Raw genomic sequence first — 18,918 nt, 5'->3', positions numbered from 1 at the left:
CGTTATTAATTTAATCAATTTAAAAAGGAATGGTGTATGCCCCGCTTGCTACAAAAACTATTAACCACAGCCCTATTGTTTATAGGCTTTGCCACACAAGCCTATGAAATAGAAGACTTAGGAGATGGCTTACACCGCTTTATAGACGACAGACACCGCTCAGTATTTTTAATCACTCCTGAGGGTGCAATAGTTACCGACCCACTTAATAAAAAAGCCGCCACGTGGTTAAAGGAGCAAATTAAAACTCGCTATAACGTACCGGTAAAATATGTTGTATATAGCCATAATCACAGCGATCATATTTACGGCGCCGAAGTATTCAAAAGCCCGCACACCACTTTTGTGGCGCATAAACTCGCCGCGCAAGATATTAAAAACACACAAATGAAAACGGTAATGCCCAGCCTTACTTTTGATAACGAGCTACTACTTACCCTTGGTGATTCAACAGTAAAGCTTAACTACCATGGTCCAAACGATGGTCGTGGTTCGGTTAGTATATTATTCGAAAAGCAAAAAACCTTGTTTGTGGTTGATTGGATTGTTATTGGCAGAATGCCGTGGCAAAAACTGTGGAGTTACGATATTCAAGGCATGATTAACTCAACTCAAGCGGTACTCAAATATGACTTTAATACTTTTGTAGGCGGACATGCCGATATTGGCAGTAAAGCAGATGTAGCGCGTTACTTAAGTTATTTAGAGCTTTTGTATAGCCAAGTAACCGCAGGCGTTTTAGCCGGTAATACGCTTGACGAAATTAAACAAAATGTAAAATTAGACCAATTTAGTGACTTTAAACAGTTTGATGCATGGTTACCACTTAACATAGAAGGCGTGTACGAGCGTTTAATGGAAGAGTCTGGTATGGGTTGGCGCAGCGATTTATAAGTTTGAACTCAGTGGACTAAGCTCTGAGCTCTAAACTCAATATTGTAAGCATTGGTATTGGCGTATTTAACGCAGTACCAATGTACTTATTAATTAGTTAAATAGACGTCAAAAGCCATATAAGTCACCTTTACAATATCCTTACGTTTGCTTACAGCACTATACAAAAAAAAAGTTTATCCTAGGCTTTGTGTTAAGCTACATAGGACTAATAAACATGAACTTATCTTTAAAAGTAGTTTTAGTAATGACGACCGCGCTTATTATGAGCGGCTGCACAGTATATCAACATGGTCCCAGTGCGCATAAACCACATAAAAAAGTCGTTAAAGTAGTTACGCCTGCTTTAGTAACTGAGCACAACTCTCCCAACATTGTGATCGTAAAAGCCAAGCCCACAAAACAAGCCTGCACTAAACACGATGATCATTGGCATTGTAAGGCTCGATAAAAACTCTTTGATTGAGTAAAATTAGCAATCTAAACGTTACTAATATCCGCTTGCGATCTTATTTTCAGCTACTTCCATACTTTTCTAAAATACTGAAAAAACCTGACTAGCAAAACTCGAAAGCATGGTTAATTAGCGTTCATACTTTTAATTTCCTCTATTGTGTACGGAAGGCTCTTCCTATGCGCGACTGAGTAGTAATTAGAGCATAACGGGATCAAATCTTTTATTGGGCAAACTACATTATTTTTAGTTATGTCATATCCAGTTAAAGCTCCTTTAAGTTCGCCTTTAACATAAGCATGGAGTATTTTCATTGTTTCGTAGCCACCACCTCTTTCAGGAGCAACTATTTTTAATACATTTCCTGAATCCAGCGATGGCTCTTAGACTCAACGAGAAAAGACTTTAAAACTTTAAACTCGATATCCTCCATAAGACTTCCGTGAGCTAATTAATAGCAGCAAGAGCAGGTTTACTTTAAGTGCTTTAAAACCGTTCATATTGATTGTTTATGCTAGATTTTTTCAGAATAGAACTTAAGGAAACGATAGTAAAACTCGGCTCTCCCACTATCACAAGATACTACCAAACTTCCGTCATATAAGTATTTAAGTGCATTTTCAACCGAAGCTTCAATTAAGTCTACCAACATCACAGGATTGACAATCGTAGACATGCTGTTATTTAGTTTATTAAAATCACCATCCCATGGTATGTCTGGATACTTTATCAAATCATCTGAATTTTTATCAAATACGAAACTATGATTTGGTTGGTTAGGTCGTTCAGCTTTCGATAAACATGATGCCGTATGCAAAAATGAATTTCTTAATGCATATAATGTTTTTGTATCTCTATCATTCTCAGAAAAACCACAAAAATAATATAGAGACTTTTTTATTGAGCTTGCATTAATGTCACTATAAGTAGGGATATCACTTCTTGAATAACAAAAACCAAGCTGATCTAAAACAGTGAATGCTGAAGCAAGGGGTAGAAAATTCTGAGAATATCTATAAAATTTAGCGTGCCTGATCTCTCCTATAACTAAAGGAAGAACAGATTGTATTTGTCCATGCTTTATGTCGTTATAGTCTCGAGCATTTAGATGAACAAATGCTAGTTCATTAAAAGTAAGCTCTTTTAGAACCTTATCTTTAATTGAATTATAATAGTCGATATATTGCATGTTACTCCATTAACCCTAATAATTTAGTAGCACATAATTCACGTGTATTTCCATTCGCGCTACACTCGCATCCTTTCTATTTATAGTTTTAGCAAATTACTTAACACATTACTATCACTAAGTTTTTTATATTCTCAGCGTTAAATTAAATATTTTTGAATGTAAAAAACCTAAGTATTAAGAAAGTCTATTAACTAAAATCAACCACCACTTCATAACGCCCTGGCATGTCGTTTACTTCATATACCCAACCATGTCGTTTTATTATTTTTTCGCTTAACTCTAATCCTAAACCGTAGCCAATATTGGTAGGCTTATTTGCGCTATTAGTAACGTGTGACGTATCAGTTTGTGCGCTACTATTTACTATAATCACACGGCTACCCTGCTGAGTAATTCGCACTTGCCCTTGTTGCGTATGCTGATACGCATTACGTATTAAGTTAGTAAGCACAATGTGGCATGCGGTGGCTTCGGTATTAATAGTCGTATTTTGGTTATCGGTATTTATAAGTACATCAACTTGTTTTGAATTGAGTAAATAATCGAGTTCGTTACTCAAGGTCGTTATTTTTTCGGCTAGGTTTACGGGCTCTGGTGCACTTTGCTGGTCGTCATTTCTGCTAAGCCACAATAACGTCTCGGTTAAATCGCTCATGGTTAAACCGGCGCGCTCTATTCGCTGCAGTGTAAGGTGTTGTTTATCGCTTAAAGGTGCTTTTTCGCTTAAGCGGTTAAGTAATTCAACGTTGCTACGAATAACCGAAATTGGCGTACGTAACTCGTGGCTCGCATAACTTAAAAAGCGCTGCTCTCGCTCAAGGCTGTCGTGAGCAGAAAGCAAGCTACTGCGTATTAGCGTTGCCAAGGTATTTAGTTCGTTATAGGTAAAGTCGGGCGGCGTGTTTTGTAAATTATTTTGATTTAGCGACTTAGCCCAACCGCGTAGTGACTCTACTGGTTTAGCTATTTTTTTCATTACCATAAACAAAAAGAAGGTAAATAAAGCAATTGCCGTAACCCCTGTTAACGCTATCCATGCCAACTTTTTTATAGGTTTATCGGGTGAGCTTTGTTTTTTAAGGCGCTCTTTTTCAAGCATAATACGTGATACGTAACGGGGCTCCCCTGCAGGGTTTTGAAAATACGCTACAAAATAGAGGTCTTCCGGCATTGAAAAAAACGATGGTTTTACTTTGCTTTTTTGTAGTACGCCAACCTCTGTAGGCTTTGTAAAGCGTTGCTGAATTTCGCTTGGCATGTCTTCCCAGCGACTCGCTATTTTAAAGCCAATCATTTCTGCAGGTTCACCGTTTTTAACCTCAGTAGATTGCGAAAGCGCATGCATTACGCCATTTAACCCTCGGTCTAAGCCATCAATAAAATAATTAACACTTAAAAACGAAAAACCAATTGCCATTAATGAACTTAAAAGCACCATGGTGGCAAAAAAATACAACCTCAGGCTGGGTCTAATTTTCATGCTTGTGTCTCATTTTTTAATTTTAGCGCAAACCCCACACTAGGTATTGTTTCTAGTACGGCTTGGCAATGCGCTTGCTCTAGCTGTTTACGCAAATGATGAATATGCACTTTTAAGCTATTGCTGTCTGGCTGATCGTCTCCCCATATTGCTTGCATAATTACCTGTCGGGTTACCGGTTTTTGCTGCTCTCGTACAAGCACTTCTAATAACTTAAAAGTAATGGGTGATAACTTTAAACTGTGCTCTGCCACTGTTGCTGTATGCGCGGTTAAATTAAGTGTTAAATTAGCAAATGTAAGTCGCTTAACCTCTCCACTTTTACGCTTTGCTAATACTTGAACCCGCGCTACTAGCTCTTTCATGGCAAAGGGTTTTACTAAATAGTCGTCGCTACCGGCTGCAAACCCCTCAAGCTTATTGTCGAGGCTATCGCGCGCTGTCAGCATTAATACAGGTATATCAATGCCTTGCTCACGCAATGTTTTACACATGGTTAAACCGTCCATTTTGGGCATGTTTACATCTAATATAATCATTTGATATTGATTACGTTCTATTAAATTTAAACCCATTACGCCATTGCTTGCATGGTCACACTCTATTGACTCAATTTCGAGATAATCAACAATGGTGGTTGCCAAGTCTATGTCGTCTTCAACCAGTAGTACGTTTATCATTAAGAGGCTACTTCCTGCGTTTTATTTTTAGCACCTAGCGATATTAGCACAGCATCAATACCACGCTTAGCATCGGTTTGAATCATCAATAATGCCGGTATAAGTATTAAGGTAATAACCGTGGCAAACAAAATACCGTAGCCAAGTGATGCCGCAGCAGGGATTAAAAACTGTGCCTGCATTGAGGTTTCGCTAAGTAGCGGCACTAAGCCTGCGTACGTCGTAATTGAGGTAAGTAATACCGCACGTAATCGGCTCGTACACGACTCAACTATGGCATCGTGCGTGCTCATGCTCTCTTCTTTTACTAGTTCGTTAAAGCGTGAAACAAGTAATAAGCTGTCGTTTACAACTACCCCACTGAGCGCCAAAATACCATTTAACGACAATATACTAATGGTTAAGTCGTTCCACCAATGTCCTAAAATAGCGCCCACAATGCCAAACGGAATTGCTACCATAATCAACATAGGTTGAATGTACGATTTAAGCGGAATAGCCAGCAACACGTAAATAACTAATAAAGCGGCTACAAACATAGTGCTCATTGAGCTGGTGGTTTCGCTTTGTTGCTCTGCCTCTCCTGCAAAATACACACTTAAGTTAGGAAATTGCTGTGTTAACTCAGGAATTAAGTCGCGCTTTAAGTTAGCAACTAACTCGTTTGGAGCAATCACGTTTTTATCCACTTGGGCGCTTAAATAAATTGCACGAAGTCCATCAATGCGGGTTATTTCATCTTGCTGATATTCACTGCTTACTGTGGCTACGTTAACTAAAGGGACAACCGTGCCATCAGGCAGGCGAATACGCGACTGCATTATATCGGCAGGTGTTTTACGAGCATCTTCTGGGTAGCGTACACGTACTTTAACTTCGTCTTTATTACGTTGGTAGCGCTGTACAACTGCACCACCAAAGGCTTGCAGTACTTGCTTTGATAAACTAGCTGTATCCATGCCAAGCGCGCGCCCTTGTGCATTTAGGGTAAATTTAAGTTGTGGCTGACCTGGGTTTAAGTTGTCGTCTATTCCGTTAACGCCTGCGGTATTTTGTAAGCGCTCCTTAAATAGTGCGCCCGCCGCCATTACGGTTTCGTCGTCCCACGCTTTAAGCTCAACTTTAAAGTTATCAACCATTTTACGCGTGGCTAATATTTGTAATTTTTTACTGCCCTCAAGGCTACCTGCTACGCGCTGCCACTCTTGAGCAAATTCGCTTGCTGTAAAAGCGCCTTCGTTTAATAGCTCAACGCTTACTTCACCGCTGGTGTCGCTGCTACTAATGACTTGTAGGCTGGTTATTTCGCTTTTGTCAGAGTTCAACTTAGTCATTAAGTTTTGCTCAGCTTGTAATGCACTTTGCTCAAGCGTTAGTAAGTTTGTGTTTGTTTGCCCATAAGCGGCGTCGTTTTGCATAACCAAATCGGCTGTTACGGTATCGCCTGCAATACTTGGGAAAAAACCAACTTTAACTGTGCCTGTCATCGGCATGCCAATAACTAATATAAAAAAGGCGATAAACGCAGCCACTACGGCGTATCTAAAGCGCAGTGAAAATTCAATAACCTTGCAGTAAATGTTTTTACTAAACCAGCTTAAGCCGCTATCAGCACCATGTTGTATTTTTGACCACAGACCTGCTAAGCCTTTTTTAACTTGGCGTTTAGTACTAATGTGGGCTAAATGCGAGGGTAAAATAAGTTTTGATTCAACAACTGAAAGCAGTAAACAAATGGTCACTACAGTGGCAAATTGAGAATAAATTTTACCTAAGTTGCCCGACACATTCGAAAGCGCTACAAACGCAGCCACCGTGGTTAACACCCCAAATATTGTTGGCACAGCAACCTTCATGGTACCTAAAACTGTATTATTTAATGTATCGCCATGCTTTTTACGTGTGGTGTAAATACTCTCGCCTACAACAACGGCATCGTCTACCACTATGCCCAGCGCCATAATAAAACCAAAGGTGGTCATTTCGTTTATGGTTAGTGCGGTGTAGCCATCGGTCATAAAATAAAGCGTACCAAAAAATACAAACGGCAAGCCACCAGCAACCCACAGCGCTACGCGTACGTTTAAAAATATGGCAAGTATTACAAACACCATAATAATACCGGTCACGGCATTTTTAGTAAGTAGCGATAAACGCTCGGTGATCATGGTGCTTTTGTCGTGCCAGCTTTCAAGCTCTACGTTTTGAGGTAATAAACCGCTTTCGTGCCATTTATCTATTACGCTATTAGCTTGCTTAACAATGGTAGTTATATCGCTGTTATCGCCCATTAAAATTTCAACGCCTACGGCATTTTGTTGGTTATAACGGCTTAATGAGTTGCTATCTTCGGCAAATGAGTCGGTAACTGTGGCTACATCTCCTAACTTAATTTGTGTGCCTGATGCGGTTGTTAACAATACAATATTGGCAAAGTCGCGCTGCCAGTAAGCTTGGTCGGCGGCTTTTAAGCGTATAATTTTACTGCTATCGCGCAAACTAGTCGAAAGCGGGCTTGATGACTCATTATTAATGACCTCACTTACATCACTAATAGTTAAGCCATACGCTTGTAATTTACCTTCGTCGATTTCTATGGACATCATCGGGTCGAGCACACCCGATTGCTCTACGTCGCTAATGCCTGATTGCGCTAATAAATCGGCTTTAAGTTTTTCACCCAGGTTTTGTAATGTATGGCGATCTGCATCCCCAAAAAGTTGCAGCGTTAATGCATGATCTTGCCTACGGGCTTTATCAATAACAGGTTGCTCAGCATCTGCCGGAAAGTTATTAATAGCGTCAACTTGGTTTTTAACGTCAACAAGTAACTCATCGAGTGAGTAATCAGTACTTTTTTCAATGCTTACATGGCTACCGCTAGCATCGGATGTAGAGGTAATACGTTTAATACCCGATACGGTTTCGAGCGCTTCTTCTATTTTTAACGCTATTCCTTCTTCGGCTTGCAATGCATCGCCACTGTCGTAAACCACCGATACCGAAATAGTATCTGGCTCTAAACTCGGAAAAGCCTCTTTACGTAAAGTCGTAAGCGACATAATACCCATTACAATCACACTAACTAACAATAAGTTAGCGGCAACAGAGTTATTTGCAAACCAATTAATAATACCGTGCAGCGGGTTATTATTACTGGGTATTTGAGGTGGTTGATGAGGGCTCATTATTATATCTCCTCAACTATTGGATTTACTTTCATGTCGTTTAAGTAACTAACAAGTGGGCGCGCCACCACTTTTAGATTTTTAGCACCATCTACTGGCGTAATATATACGTAATCCCCACGCTCAAATACTTTATTAGCGTGTGTGCTTACTAAGCTATTTTGATCATTTACGTACCAAATTAAGCCATCTTGAGATACCGCCGAAGCAGGCAGTTTTATTACGTTACTTAACTGCTTACCGGCAATTTCTACCGCTAAAAATGTACCAGGCAGTAACGGCGTTGTTTGCTCAAACGGTTTATCTAAGGCAACAATTACGCTGCGTTGGCGCGAGCTGTCATCAAGGTGTTGCTCAAAACGTGCAATATAACCGTTCCATTTAGTATTAGTGGTTACATCACTTAAAATAACATCGCCTGATTTATTATTTGCTAGGTTTTGCCACTGACTTAATGAAAGCGGCACCGTTATTTCTACTTTGTCAGTGCTGTTTAGCGTGGCAAGCGTATCGCCAATACTCACATAAGTACCTAAATCTATATCGCGCGATAAAATAACAGCGTCAAATGGTGCACTTAACTGGGTGTTATTTACATCACGCTGTGCGGTTTTAAGTGCATATTGTGCTTTATCGAGCGTAGCTTGCGCGGCTTCTAACTGCAGCGTTCTAAATACAAGCGGCGAGCTTGGCGCTTGCATAACGCCTGAGCGATCCCATTCACGTTTTGCTTGATTACCTAAATCTTGTTCTTCTTGCAGTGCTAGTTTTGCATCAGCCAATGTTGCTTTTGCGCTAGCTAGAGCTTGTAAGTATTCGGTGTCATCAATTTGTGCAAACACCTGCCCTTTAGTTATTAAGTTACCGGTCGAAAATTGCTCGCTCATACTGGTTACTTCGCCTTTAACTTGTGCTTTTAAGCTAAGTGACCAATGCGCTTTAGCTTCACCGTGGCCGCTAACATAAGCCTGATAAGTGCTCGGAGCTGCATTAATTACCGATACATTTGGGGCAATAGCTTTAATAGCGGCTGGTTGTGGACTATTTGCTTTTTCAACCATTTTTTGACCGTTATACATAATAGCAAGCCCTATACAAACAATAGCAACAAGCGTTACAACAACCGGTGTTGGCGAAATTTTCATGACGATACTCCAAGGCCCAAAGCGAGGCCTAAATCTATGCGGTTAGTTAAAAGGGTGTAGTTTATTTGGCTAAGCTGGGCTTGCAGGTCGTATACTTTTTGTTGCACTGTTAGCAAATCTAAAATATCAACCAAACCTTGTTGATACTTACTTTGATAGTTACTAAAGCTGCGTTTAGCGCTAGCAAGTGCATTGCTAATTTGCAGTTGCTGCTCGGTTAATGATTGCTCCTGCCCGAGTGCATTTTCAACTTCGTTTACAGCACTTAGCAGCGTATCTTGGTACTGCCAAAACGCTTGCTCGGCATTTAATTTTGCAATATCAACTTGCGCACGCAGTGCTCCACCTTCAAATAAAGGGGCACTTAAACTGCCTAATAAACTCCACACTGGGCTGGTTAATAATGATTGGCTTGGCGTGCTTGCAAAATCACTCAGTGATGCCGAAAGCGAAATACTCGGTAGTAGCTCTTTGTACGATACATCAACCAAGTAATACTTTGCCTGAATGTTGTAATAGGCACTTTGTAAGTCAGGTCGGCGCGCTAAATCTTGCTCTGGTAAGGTACTTAATGGCTCAATAACGCTTGGTAGTGTTAATGTATTTGGCAGGTTTTGAAGTTTATCAGTGCCTACAATTAGCATTAAAGCACGCTTTGCTTTTGCTATTTGTTCTTGGTAATCGGCAATGGTTGCGCGAGTAGATGCCGTGCTAGTACGGGCGGTATCAAGCGCTTCTAAATCACCTAACCCATATTGGTAGCGCTCTACAATACTTTGCTCATTATTTTGTAAAACAACTAAACGTTGTTGCTCTATATCGAGCAAATTTTGCTGCAAAATAATGTTTAAATACGTGCGTATCACGCTGGCTACTAAGGTGTCTTTAGCGCCTTGATAAGTAGCTTGATTACTGGCAATAGTCATATCTTGCGCGGCTACATTGTCAGCAATTTTTTGCCATATATCAGCTTCCCAACTTATACCTACTGATGAGCTATATTGCGTGCCTTCGGTTTCACTGCGCTGCGCGTCAAATCCCGCATCTACACTAAACCACTGACTTGCAGCGGTTACATCACGCTGCGCATAAGCTAGTTTTAATGCAACATGCACTTGATTAAACGATGGATTATTAGTAACAGCTTGCTCAATAAGCGAATCAAGCCCTTCTATATTCACCAAATCGGTAATGTAATTTACGTGCTGTGCGTTACTTTGCGTGTACTGCCAGTTTGTATGTTGCTTTAGCGACTGCTCAGTACTATTACCTTGATAGCTTGGCTGACTACTACATGCAGCAAGTGTACAACTAAGTGCAAGTAAAAAACCAGTTGAGTGCTTTTTAAAATAAACCATTTAACTATGCCTAATTCGTACTATTACACATAGCTTATTAGGTCGAGGGTTAAGAAGGGGTTAAAAGGAGTTAACTTACTTTAGACAAATTAGTATTTGCCTCGCTTAGCCAAATTACGTAGCCTTTGGCAAAAATACTCATTCAAAACCCACATGCAAAAATTAATTTTTACTCTTTTTTTAATATTCCCAGCTTTATTACAGGCTAAAGTCACTTTAAGCGATAAAACGCTTATTTATAGTGGTCAAATCAACAAACAAAATAACAATACAGCAGCTGAGCTGTTAAAAAACAATCCCACAATTAATACCTTTACTATTACCAGCGGCGGCGGAAACATAGCTTTAGGAATGGATTTAGCCGAGCTAATTTTGGCGCATAAATTAACCGTAAATATAAAGCAGTTTTGTTTTTCATCGTGTGCTAATTATGTGTTGCTTGCTGGGCACCCTACTACAATAGAACCTAATGCAATTATCGGTTGGCATGGAGATGCAGCCTCAGCAAAATGGTTAGACAGTGATATTGATGCCATGGTAAAGCATTTAGAAGAGCCGCAAAAAAGCCAAAAGTGGGAAGAATTACGTGCTCATTACGATGAGGTAATTAATAAAGCAAGCCTGCGCGAAAAAGCCCTATACAAAAAATTAAACGTAAATCATGATTTACTCACTGTAGGGTTAAAACCCAATTTACGCAGCGCAGCTATAAAGCAACGTGCCCGAGGCTGGACGTATTCACCTAAAGTGCTTAACTATTTTGGAATTAGCAATATTAGCTATAATAATTGGCAACCTCGCTCAGCTAAAAACTTCCCCCTTCTTATTATTAACGATCTTAAATAATTAATTGGTTCCCCTCCATTTAGTAACACTCTCTTATTTGCAATATAAACCCTGTTAAGCGCAGGGTTTTGCTTTTTAGGGACATTTTGAACCTCAATTGAATACTCACTATTTATAATACAAATACAGATTAAACTTTTAAATCTAATTGATATCAGTTATCATTCGCAACATCATTAACTTTTTATATTAACAATAATGAACAAGCTAATTAAGTTTACCCCAATATTATGCGCCCTTGCTTTAGCTGGCTGTGGTGGTGGCTCAGGCAACACAGCCCCGCAGTTTGCACAACCTAATTTAAGCTTTACTGTAAACGAAGACACTCCATTTACTGCTCAAGTAACAGCCACCGACGACGATACCCTTAGCTACACACTTGCTAATGCACCAAGTAACGGCACTATAGCAGTAGAAGCAAATGGTCAATTTACGTATACGCCTTTTAGTAATTATTATGGCGAAGATACCGCGACCATTAGCGCAAGCGATGGCAACTTAACAGCAAATGTTGTGGTACGTTTTAGCGTAGAAAATGTTAATGATGCACCACAGTTACTAACCACTAACGTGTTTGTTACCTCTTCAACCACCACACAAGGGATTATTACTACGCAAGATTTAGATGGTGACACCGTAACTATTAGCTTAATTACACCACCTAGTAATGGCGTAATGAGCATAAATAGCACCACGGGTGAATTTACCTATGAGGCACAAACTCTAAGCAGCATTGATGAGCAATTTGAAATTAGTTACACAGATGGCCTAATTAGCGAGCCATTAACTGCAATTATTTCGTTAAGCCCTTCTTATGTAACTAACGAAGACAAACTTAATTATTACTACAGTTCTAGACTATCTCATCTAAAACAAGCAGATGAACTAAGCGCAAATATTGCTGACGAACTGTCTCGTTACGATATATACGCAACCCAAGCTGCGGCCTATGCGCGTGCAGGATTTTTAGATACTGCTAACGACTATTTAGCACTTATAAACGAGCAAACGGCGCGTTCTTCGGCACTAAAAGATGTGGCGCAAGCACTTGATGAAATAGGCCAAACAGAGCAAGCAAACGATTACCGCGTCCAAGCGGTAGCGGCCTACAACCAATACTTAGCTGATAAAGGTTTCGATAACATTGCCTCATCAGACGCATCAGCACTTTACTCTTTAGTAAAAAGCTACCTAGACGCCGATCAAGTCTCGCAAGCAAGTAGTTTGTTGAATACAATTTCGTTATACGCTGAGCAAGTACGCGAAGACGAATACACATCAAGCTATGGCTACTTTTTAAATAGCGTACGCTTATCAATAGATGATGCCCTACAAAGCTATGCACAAAGCCTAGATGAAAGCGATTTAACTCAAGCCAAATTACTTGCCAATAACTACGCGCAACTTGCGGTAAAAACGGGTTACAGACTTGTACGTAGCGGCGAATACGAAGGCCAACCATACGAGCAATACAAAACGTTGCACGGGGCTTGGGCTGCGCAATACCTTTATAGAGCTGGCGAATTTGAAGCAGCAAAAGATTACACTAACCAAGTCCTTGCTATGTATGGCTCTACCGGTTTTGATAGTAACTACACCTACTCAGCGTCGCCATACAGCGCCGCTACATTAGATAACTACACTTACCCTATTCAATTTTTAGCGGGCTTAATTGAAGGCTTATACCAAAGCGACGAAAACCCAGCAATAACGCTGTCAGACAGCGAAACCGATATAAACAACGCTCAAGAGCAAGTATATGGCTTTAATATAGCTAACCGCCTACTTGCCGGTGAAGATATAACAAGTGCCGCAGCACAAGCTCGCAGTTTTTTTACTGAAAATGGCGATTATAACGAATTCTTTAGAGCACTTACCGAACTTGATAACGTCCCAGGCACAGGCCTAATTTTAAGTGAGGCCGGCAGAAACGACTTAGCACAGCAAGTATTTACCTATGCGGGCGACTTTTTAGCCTCTGATGAATACATTAGCAAAGAGTCATCAACCACGTTTTTAACGGGTTTTAAAGGCTGTAAGTCATTAGTAAGCTTAACAGCGCGAGTTGGTGGTGATACAGCAAGTGCGGCTAATAAATGTTTAACCATACTTAATACGCTTAATGATGGCGACATACGCACGCTAAGTAATAGCTCATCAATTACGGCGCATAATCAAGTAATAGTATCGCTAATTGAAGGCGGCTTAGCGGAGCAAGTAGCCGGTGTACACAATCAACTACTTAGTTATATTGCACTAGATGAAGATACCGAAGACAGATTTGAAGCCCGCCTAGAAACCTTAGGTTACTTAGTTAATGCAAACCAAACATCGCTTGCAAGCACCACTTTAAATGATGCAATTACAGAAATAACACCTGCGTTAAATGAGTTAACAAGCGATCAGCTAGAAACTATTTTAGCCGCTGTTAAAGCCGAAGTAATTGGTTTAGAAGAAGCTCAAACAGGTGAATTTTTACGTTATTCTATGCTTTCAAGTATGGGTTCAAACGCAGCGAACATTAGCGACTTTTCAGCAAATTATAGTAATGCAAAAACACAAGCTAGCACGCTTTTAAATACGCTTGAGCCTCTTATTTTGGGCTTTGCCGATACAATTATTGCCGACAACATGGCAGACTTAGTTAACAGCTTTACGTTAATTAACGATATTACTAAATCACAAAGCCTAATAACTAATGGCGTTAATGGCGAGGCTGATCAGCTTGAGCTTTACATAGGCATGACCAACTTAGTTGCCTCACGCGATGACTTTAGAGGCATAGCTATTGCGAGCGTAGACACCGACCACGACGGCTTACCTAACTTCTTTTTACCTAATAGCAGCGATGAAGACATAGCCTTAGCAGGATTAATTGCCGACCAAGATGCCGATAACGATGGCGTCATTGATAGCGAAGACACTACCCCACTAGGTATTTAAATAAGAGCCGTAATATATGCAGACACCGACTACCCTCGCGTGTCTGCTTTTGCTTTCTCAGGGTGTATACGCCGCAGAGCAGCAACAGCAGACCGAACCAAAGCCACAGCCATGTAACGAACTTAAAGATGAGCAAAAAGAGCGCTGTGAAGCACTTGAGCATATTGAAGTAAAAGGCCAGTACATAGGCATAGAAGTACCCGAAGTTATTGGGCGTTCTTATTTAAACCGTGATTTTATAAACGCCACACCTAAAGGCAATGGCGATATAAATGAGCTAATTGCATTGCTCCCTGGCGTGCAGCTAAGTAACGAAGCGTACTCTATTGGTAGCTTAGCTGAGATCAGCGCGCCAGAAATATCAATCTCAGGGGCGCAGCCTTGGCAAACAGGGTTTTCGTTAGATGGGTTAAATTACAATAACCGCATAGACCCAGCAAGCAGCAGCCGATTAAGCTCTTCATCAGACGATGTGTCGGGTGGCGTACAAAGTATGAACGTGAACTCCGATATAGTTGAATCAATCACAGTTTACGACCATAACATACCGGCTGAATTTGGTGGTTTTTCGGGTGGTATTGTTGATAGTAAAACCAAAAGCGTATTTGCAAACAACAGCTTTAGTTTTGGCGTGCGGGGGAATCAAAGTAGCTGGGGGAGTTATCATTTTATTGAGGCTGATCAAGACAGTTCACAGCAAAATGTTGACCAAAGTACTCTTGAAGAGCCTAAATACGAAAAAATTAGCTATAACCTGCGTGCTAATAAACAAATTAATGAGCGCCATGGATTAATGATGAGCGTTAATTACTTAACCAGCGACATCAGCGATTTATCGCTAGGGGAAGTAAAAACCCAAAGCAGAACAAACATAAATGCGATTGTGAAGTATGGCTACCGAAATGGCTGGGTAGATGCACTAGATTTAACACTAATGTACTCCCCCTACGAAGTTGATAACTTTATAACGGATGCCAAAGACAGTAACTTTCATTTAGAAGGCGGTGCTATTGGCGCCGTTGCGGCATTAACTGAGCATTTTGACTTTGCATCGTGGCACAGTAATCTTAATTTTAGTATGAGTGACAGCAGCCGAGAAGGCCCAGCTCACTTTTATAGCTGGCTACAAGCCAAAGGGAAAGATTGGGGGCAATATGCCGACCAAGGCGATGCGCAAACTCGTTACTCTCGCCAAGGGGGATATGGCGCCCTAGATAATACCCAATACACCACCAGCTGGAAAAACACCCTTGATTTTAAAACGCTGGAGTTTGCAGGCACTGAGCACCGCATTAAAGCCGGTATTGAACTTATTCGCCAAGAAGTAGAACGCGAACGCATACAAAATAGCTACAGCTACGACTCCCCTATTATATGGTCTAGCGCGAGTACGCCACTTAATTGCAGCGGTTACACACTTGATTGCCAAGCACTTCAAACCACTATTTCTATTGATGAGTTAGCAGCACAACTTGGTGGCGAAATTGATTTTAATAATCAATCGCACATTACTGCCTATACAAATAATGTAACAGCTACAGCGCAGTATTTTAATGGCCGTTTAGTCACCCCTGCCGAATACATTAACGTAACACTTAATCGTGCCTCGTTTTATGTAACCGATAGCATCACATTAGGGCAGCTAAACCTAAACTTAGGTATGCGCTACGAATATGATGACTTTTTAGCAAATCATAATATCGCGCCACGTATATCGCTGGGTTACGACGTATTTAACGACAACCGCACTATTATTAGTGCAGGCGTTAACCGCTATTACGACTCTGCCATTATTGGTTATAAAGTCAAAGAACAGCAGCGTTTTTCATATCGAGAATACCGCCCAATTGAAAACGGTTACCTGCAAGGGTGGCTACCTTCTAACTATACTGGCGCGTTTAAGTACCGCTTTGATGATGTAAACACCCCGTACGATGACGAACTCGCATTAGGTATTGCACATTCATTTGAAAAAGCAGGTAATGTATCGCTTAAATATGTAAAACGTAAAAAGCATCAGCAATTTTCTCAGGTTACCGATGAAGAAGCAGGTAGCGATGGCTATAAATATATTCGTATGACCAACGAAGGTGATGGTAGCTCAGAGCGCTATTCTATTTCGTGGAGCGCGCAGTTTGGTAGCCATTCATTATGGGCTAACGCCTCATACGCTGAAAACAAAGTCTCTAACGACGACTACAATGCCACTGCTGAAAATACCCCCCTTGACGAACTCGTTTACTACGTAAATGCAAGTGGCAGCGGCGAGCTTGTAACGCTTGGACAACTTGATCAAATTCGTACAAACTTTGGCACTCCGATTACCGGTGCGCTAGGTTGGAATGTTGATTGGAGCAATTCATTAAGCACAGGGCTTAACGTAACCTTCAGTGATAGCTACACCAGCGCAGTGAGTACCGGCGCAAGCGAAAGCATAGGCCTTGAACAGAGCTGTGCAAATTGTCCTGCAGAATCAACACTTGTTGATGTATACGAAGAACAAGAAATTCGTGCCAGAACCATGCTAGGCCTTAGCCTGCGCTATAGCCACAACCTAACAAAAACCCAGTCAGTTGAAATAAGAGCAGATATTTCTAACTTGTTGAATGCACGTACTTACACAGTAAACGAAGGCGCATCTGGTATTGAGCCTGGGCGTATGTTCTGGCTAGGAGTTAGCTATAACTATGATTAGGTTATTAAGCATTTTTTTTCTGTGCTCATTTAGCTTAAACGCCACACCAACAAGTAGCCACGATTTACGCTCACTGTATAGCAAAGGCCAAGCACACTGGCCTGCTATTCAAACCAGTGATGGCAGAAGCGTTGAGCCCATGTCGCTTTTGCCTGTAGCCTCGCCAAAACCTGAGCATGTTGCTTTAGGTGACAAGCTCTTTCACGATGTGCAGCTCTCGCGTAATAATACCGTTAGCTGCGCAACCTGCCATGAGCGCGACAAAGGCTTTCATGATGGCCGCACAACCGCAGTGGGTATTGATGGGAAAATAGGCACACGCAATACCCCTGCAATTTTTGGTATAGATCAGTGGCAAAGTTTTTTTTGGGATGGTCGCGCTAAAACAGCTGAGCAACAAGCACTTATGCCCATTAGCAACCCAATTGAAATGGATTTAGATCCACAAAAAGCTTTAATGCGGGTCAATAAAGATAAAAGCTATACGGCATTTAATAAAAGTGCTTTTAATTCAAATACGCTCTCTATGGCACAAATGGCAGAAGCCCTCGTAGCTTTTGAGCGAACACTCATTGCACCTAATACTCGCTTTAAATCATTTATTAATGAGGTTCAGAGTAATCCAAAAAAAGCGCTTAGACGTTTATCCGATAATGAATTAAACGGATTACATTTATTTAGAACCAAAGCAAAATGTATGACTTGCCACAATGGCGCACTATTAAGTGACAACCAATTTCATGGCACTGGCCTTCATTATTACGGCCGTAGTTTTGAAGATAAAGGGCGGTTTAATTTTACAAATAATCCAAGTGATATAGGGTTATTTAGAACCCCTTCTCTACTTGGTTTAACTGAAACATTTCCTTGGATGCACAATGGGCTTTTTGATGACCTACTAGGCATAGTAAACATGTACAACCATGGTGGAGCAAGACCTAAGCCTAGGAAAAGCCAATTAAACGATCCACACTTTCCTAAAACGACGAAACTGTTAAAACCATTAAAACTCACCAAGCAAGAGCGTTTAGATCTTGTTGCATTTTTACGGATTTTATAAGTTTTGTAATTGCTCTATCAACCATTTATGAATAGGGCTGTTATTAGTACGCGGATGCCATGCGGCTATTACTTTAAATGTAGGGGGCAGAGCTTCTATTTTTAGCTGTTTAACTTTGCTGTTTGGTAATAATCTTGATGGGTAAAACGCGAGCATATCGGTTGTATGTAAAATGTCGGGTACCGCAGAAAAACTTGGTACCGACATTACAATATTACGTTTTAGCCCTTGGCTTTCAAACCACTGATCGTGCGATCCGCGCAAATTTGCACGAGATGGCGACACCACTAGCTGTGGATGCTTTGCAAATTGCGCCAAACTCAAAGGTTCAGTGTAAGTCGTGTTACCTATACCGGTAATACACAAATGTTGTTCTTCAAACAAAGTGATATAAGAAAGGTTGTCGGGTATAAATTCTGGAAAGCTTATCAGCAAATCAAGCTCGCCTGCCGTTATAAGTTGATTAACGTTATCTGATGCAAAGTCGCGCACAATCAACTTTAAACCTGGCGCTTCGCGGCGGGTAATATTAAATAATTGTGGCAATAAGGCCTGCGTGGCGTAGTCGGTTGCGCTTATGGTAAACACACCTTTATAAGTTTGCGGGCTAAACTGCTCGGGCTCTAGTAACGACTCTAATTGCTTTAAAATATGATTAACAGGCGCCTTGAGTCCTTGCGCTTTAGGAGTAGCAACCATGTTATTGCCTTGGCGTATAAACAAGCGATCGTCAAATAAGTCTCGTAGTTTTCGTAGTTGCTCACTAATAGCTTGTTGCGTTAACCCCATTTTTTTGGCTACTTGTGAAAGATTTTGCAGTTCTAATAAGCTACTGAGTACTCTTAACTGTTTTATATCGAGCCGACTGATACCATTCATAATTGTATGCTGCACAAAAAAGTGTTGTTTCAAATTGTATCCTTAAATCTCTATGCTGCCAATGTTGCTTAACCACTATTTAAGCCTTTGTTTGCTTTATAAGA

General features: G+C 40.8%; 13 protein-coding genes. 6 read left to right on the top strand and 7 right to left on the bottom strand.

Annotated features, from left to right (window positions below):
- Window positions 1-36 precede the first annotated feature (36 nt).
- Window positions 37-894, top strand: a complete 858-nt coding sequence (locus H5090_RS15515) for an MBL fold metallo-hydrolase (RefSeq protein ID WP_182696148.1) — start codon at window positions 37-39, stop codon at window positions 892-894.
- Between the two features lie 217 nt (window positions 895-1,111).
- Window positions 1,112-1,345 (top strand): hypothetical protein, encoded by a 234-nt coding sequence (locus H5090_RS15510; protein WP_182696147.1) that lies wholly within the window; start codon window positions 1,112-1,114, stop codon window positions 1,343-1,345.
- Between the two features lie 517 nt (window positions 1,346-1,862).
- Here H5090_RS15510 and H5090_RS15505 read toward each other — a convergent pair.
- The 6 genes from H5090_RS15505 to H5090_RS15480 all read right to left on the bottom strand — a co-directional run bounded on the left by H5090_RS15505 (window position 1,863) and on the right by H5090_RS15480 (window position 10,391).
- Window positions 1,863-2,537: a hypothetical protein gene (locus H5090_RS15505; protein WP_182696146.1), complete on the bottom strand. Its 675-nt coding sequence runs from the start codon at window positions 2,535-2,537 to the stop codon at window positions 1,863-1,865.
- Window positions 2,538-2,727: 190 nt separating this feature from the next.
- Window positions 2,728-4,020 carry a HAMP domain-containing sensor histidine kinase gene (locus H5090_RS15500; RefSeq protein WP_182696145.1) on the bottom strand — a complete coding sequence of 431 codons (1,293 nt, stop codon included), beginning with the start codon at window positions 4,018-4,020 and terminating at the stop codon, window positions 2,728-2,730.
- Complete coding sequence (locus H5090_RS15495) at window positions 4,017-4,700, bottom strand: response regulator transcription factor (protein ID WP_166378157.1); 684 nt, start codon at window positions 4,698-4,700, stop codon at window positions 4,017-4,019. The genes H5090_RS15500 and H5090_RS15495 overlap by 4 nt, the downstream gene beginning before the upstream one ends.
- On the bottom strand, window positions 4,700-7,888 hold the full coding sequence (locus H5090_RS15490; protein ID WP_182696144.1) for an efflux RND transporter permease subunit: 3,189 nt from the start codon (window positions 7,886-7,888) through the stop codon (window positions 4,700-4,702). Before H5090_RS15490 ends, H5090_RS15495 begins: the two co-directional genes overlap by 1 nt.
- Window positions 7,889-7,890: 2 nt before the next feature.
- Complete coding sequence (locus tag H5090_RS15485; protein ID WP_182696143.1) at window positions 7,891-9,033, bottom strand: efflux RND transporter periplasmic adaptor subunit; 1,143 nt, start codon at window positions 9,031-9,033, stop codon at window positions 7,891-7,893.
- Complete coding sequence (locus H5090_RS15480) at window positions 9,030-10,391, bottom strand: TolC family protein (protein WP_182696142.1); 1,362 nt, start codon at window positions 10,389-10,391, stop codon at window positions 9,030-9,032. The genes H5090_RS15485 and H5090_RS15480 overlap by 4 nt, the downstream gene beginning before the upstream one ends.
- Before the next feature lie 153 nt (window positions 10,392-10,544).
- Between H5090_RS15480 and H5090_RS15475 the strand changes: the two genes are divergently transcribed.
- The 4 genes from H5090_RS15475 (at window position 10,545) to H5090_RS15460 (ending at window position 17,935) form a co-directional block, all read left to right on the top strand.
- Window positions 10,545-11,237, top strand: coding sequence for a hypothetical protein (locus tag H5090_RS15475; protein ID WP_241764510.1), 693 nt, complete (start codon window positions 10,545-10,547; stop codon window positions 11,235-11,237).
- A 198-nt stretch (window positions 11,238-11,435) separates the two neighbouring features.
- The gene (locus H5090_RS15470) at window positions 11,436-14,180 is read left to right on the top strand and encodes a cadherin-like domain-containing protein (protein ID WP_182696141.1); all 2,745 of its coding nucleotides are present in this window, start codon (window positions 11,436-11,438) and stop codon (window positions 14,178-14,180) included.
- Between the two features lie 16 nt (window positions 14,181-14,196).
- The gene (locus tag H5090_RS15465) at window positions 14,197-16,875 is read left to right on the top strand and encodes a TonB-dependent receptor plug domain-containing protein (protein WP_182696140.1); all 2,679 of its coding nucleotides are present in this window, start codon (window positions 14,197-14,199) and stop codon (window positions 16,873-16,875) included.
- Window positions 16,868-17,935 (top strand): cytochrome-c peroxidase, encoded by a 1,068-nt coding sequence (locus H5090_RS15460; protein WP_024605820.1) that lies wholly within the window; start codon window positions 16,868-16,870, stop codon window positions 17,933-17,935. The genes H5090_RS15465 and H5090_RS15460 overlap by 8 nt, the downstream gene beginning before the upstream one ends.
- On the opposite strand, the gene H5090_RS15455 is transcribed toward H5090_RS15460, so the two are convergent.
- Complete coding sequence (locus H5090_RS15455) at window positions 17,930-18,847, bottom strand: LysR family transcriptional regulator (RefSeq protein ID WP_220488585.1); 918 nt, start codon at window positions 18,845-18,847, stop codon at window positions 17,930-17,932. The two genes, H5090_RS15460 and H5090_RS15455, sit on opposite strands and share 6 nt — an antisense overlap.
- Window positions 18,848-18,918 lie beyond the last annotated feature (71 nt).

It is taken from the genome of Pseudoalteromonas sp. SR43-5, from assembly GCF_014163835.1.
GTDB lineage: Bacteria > Pseudomonadota > Gammaproteobacteria > Enterobacterales > Alteromonadaceae > Pseudoalteromonas > Pseudoalteromonas distincta.
The sequence above is the reverse complement of the archived record's forward strand: the minus strand, read 5'-3'. Positions and strand labels throughout refer to the sequence as shown.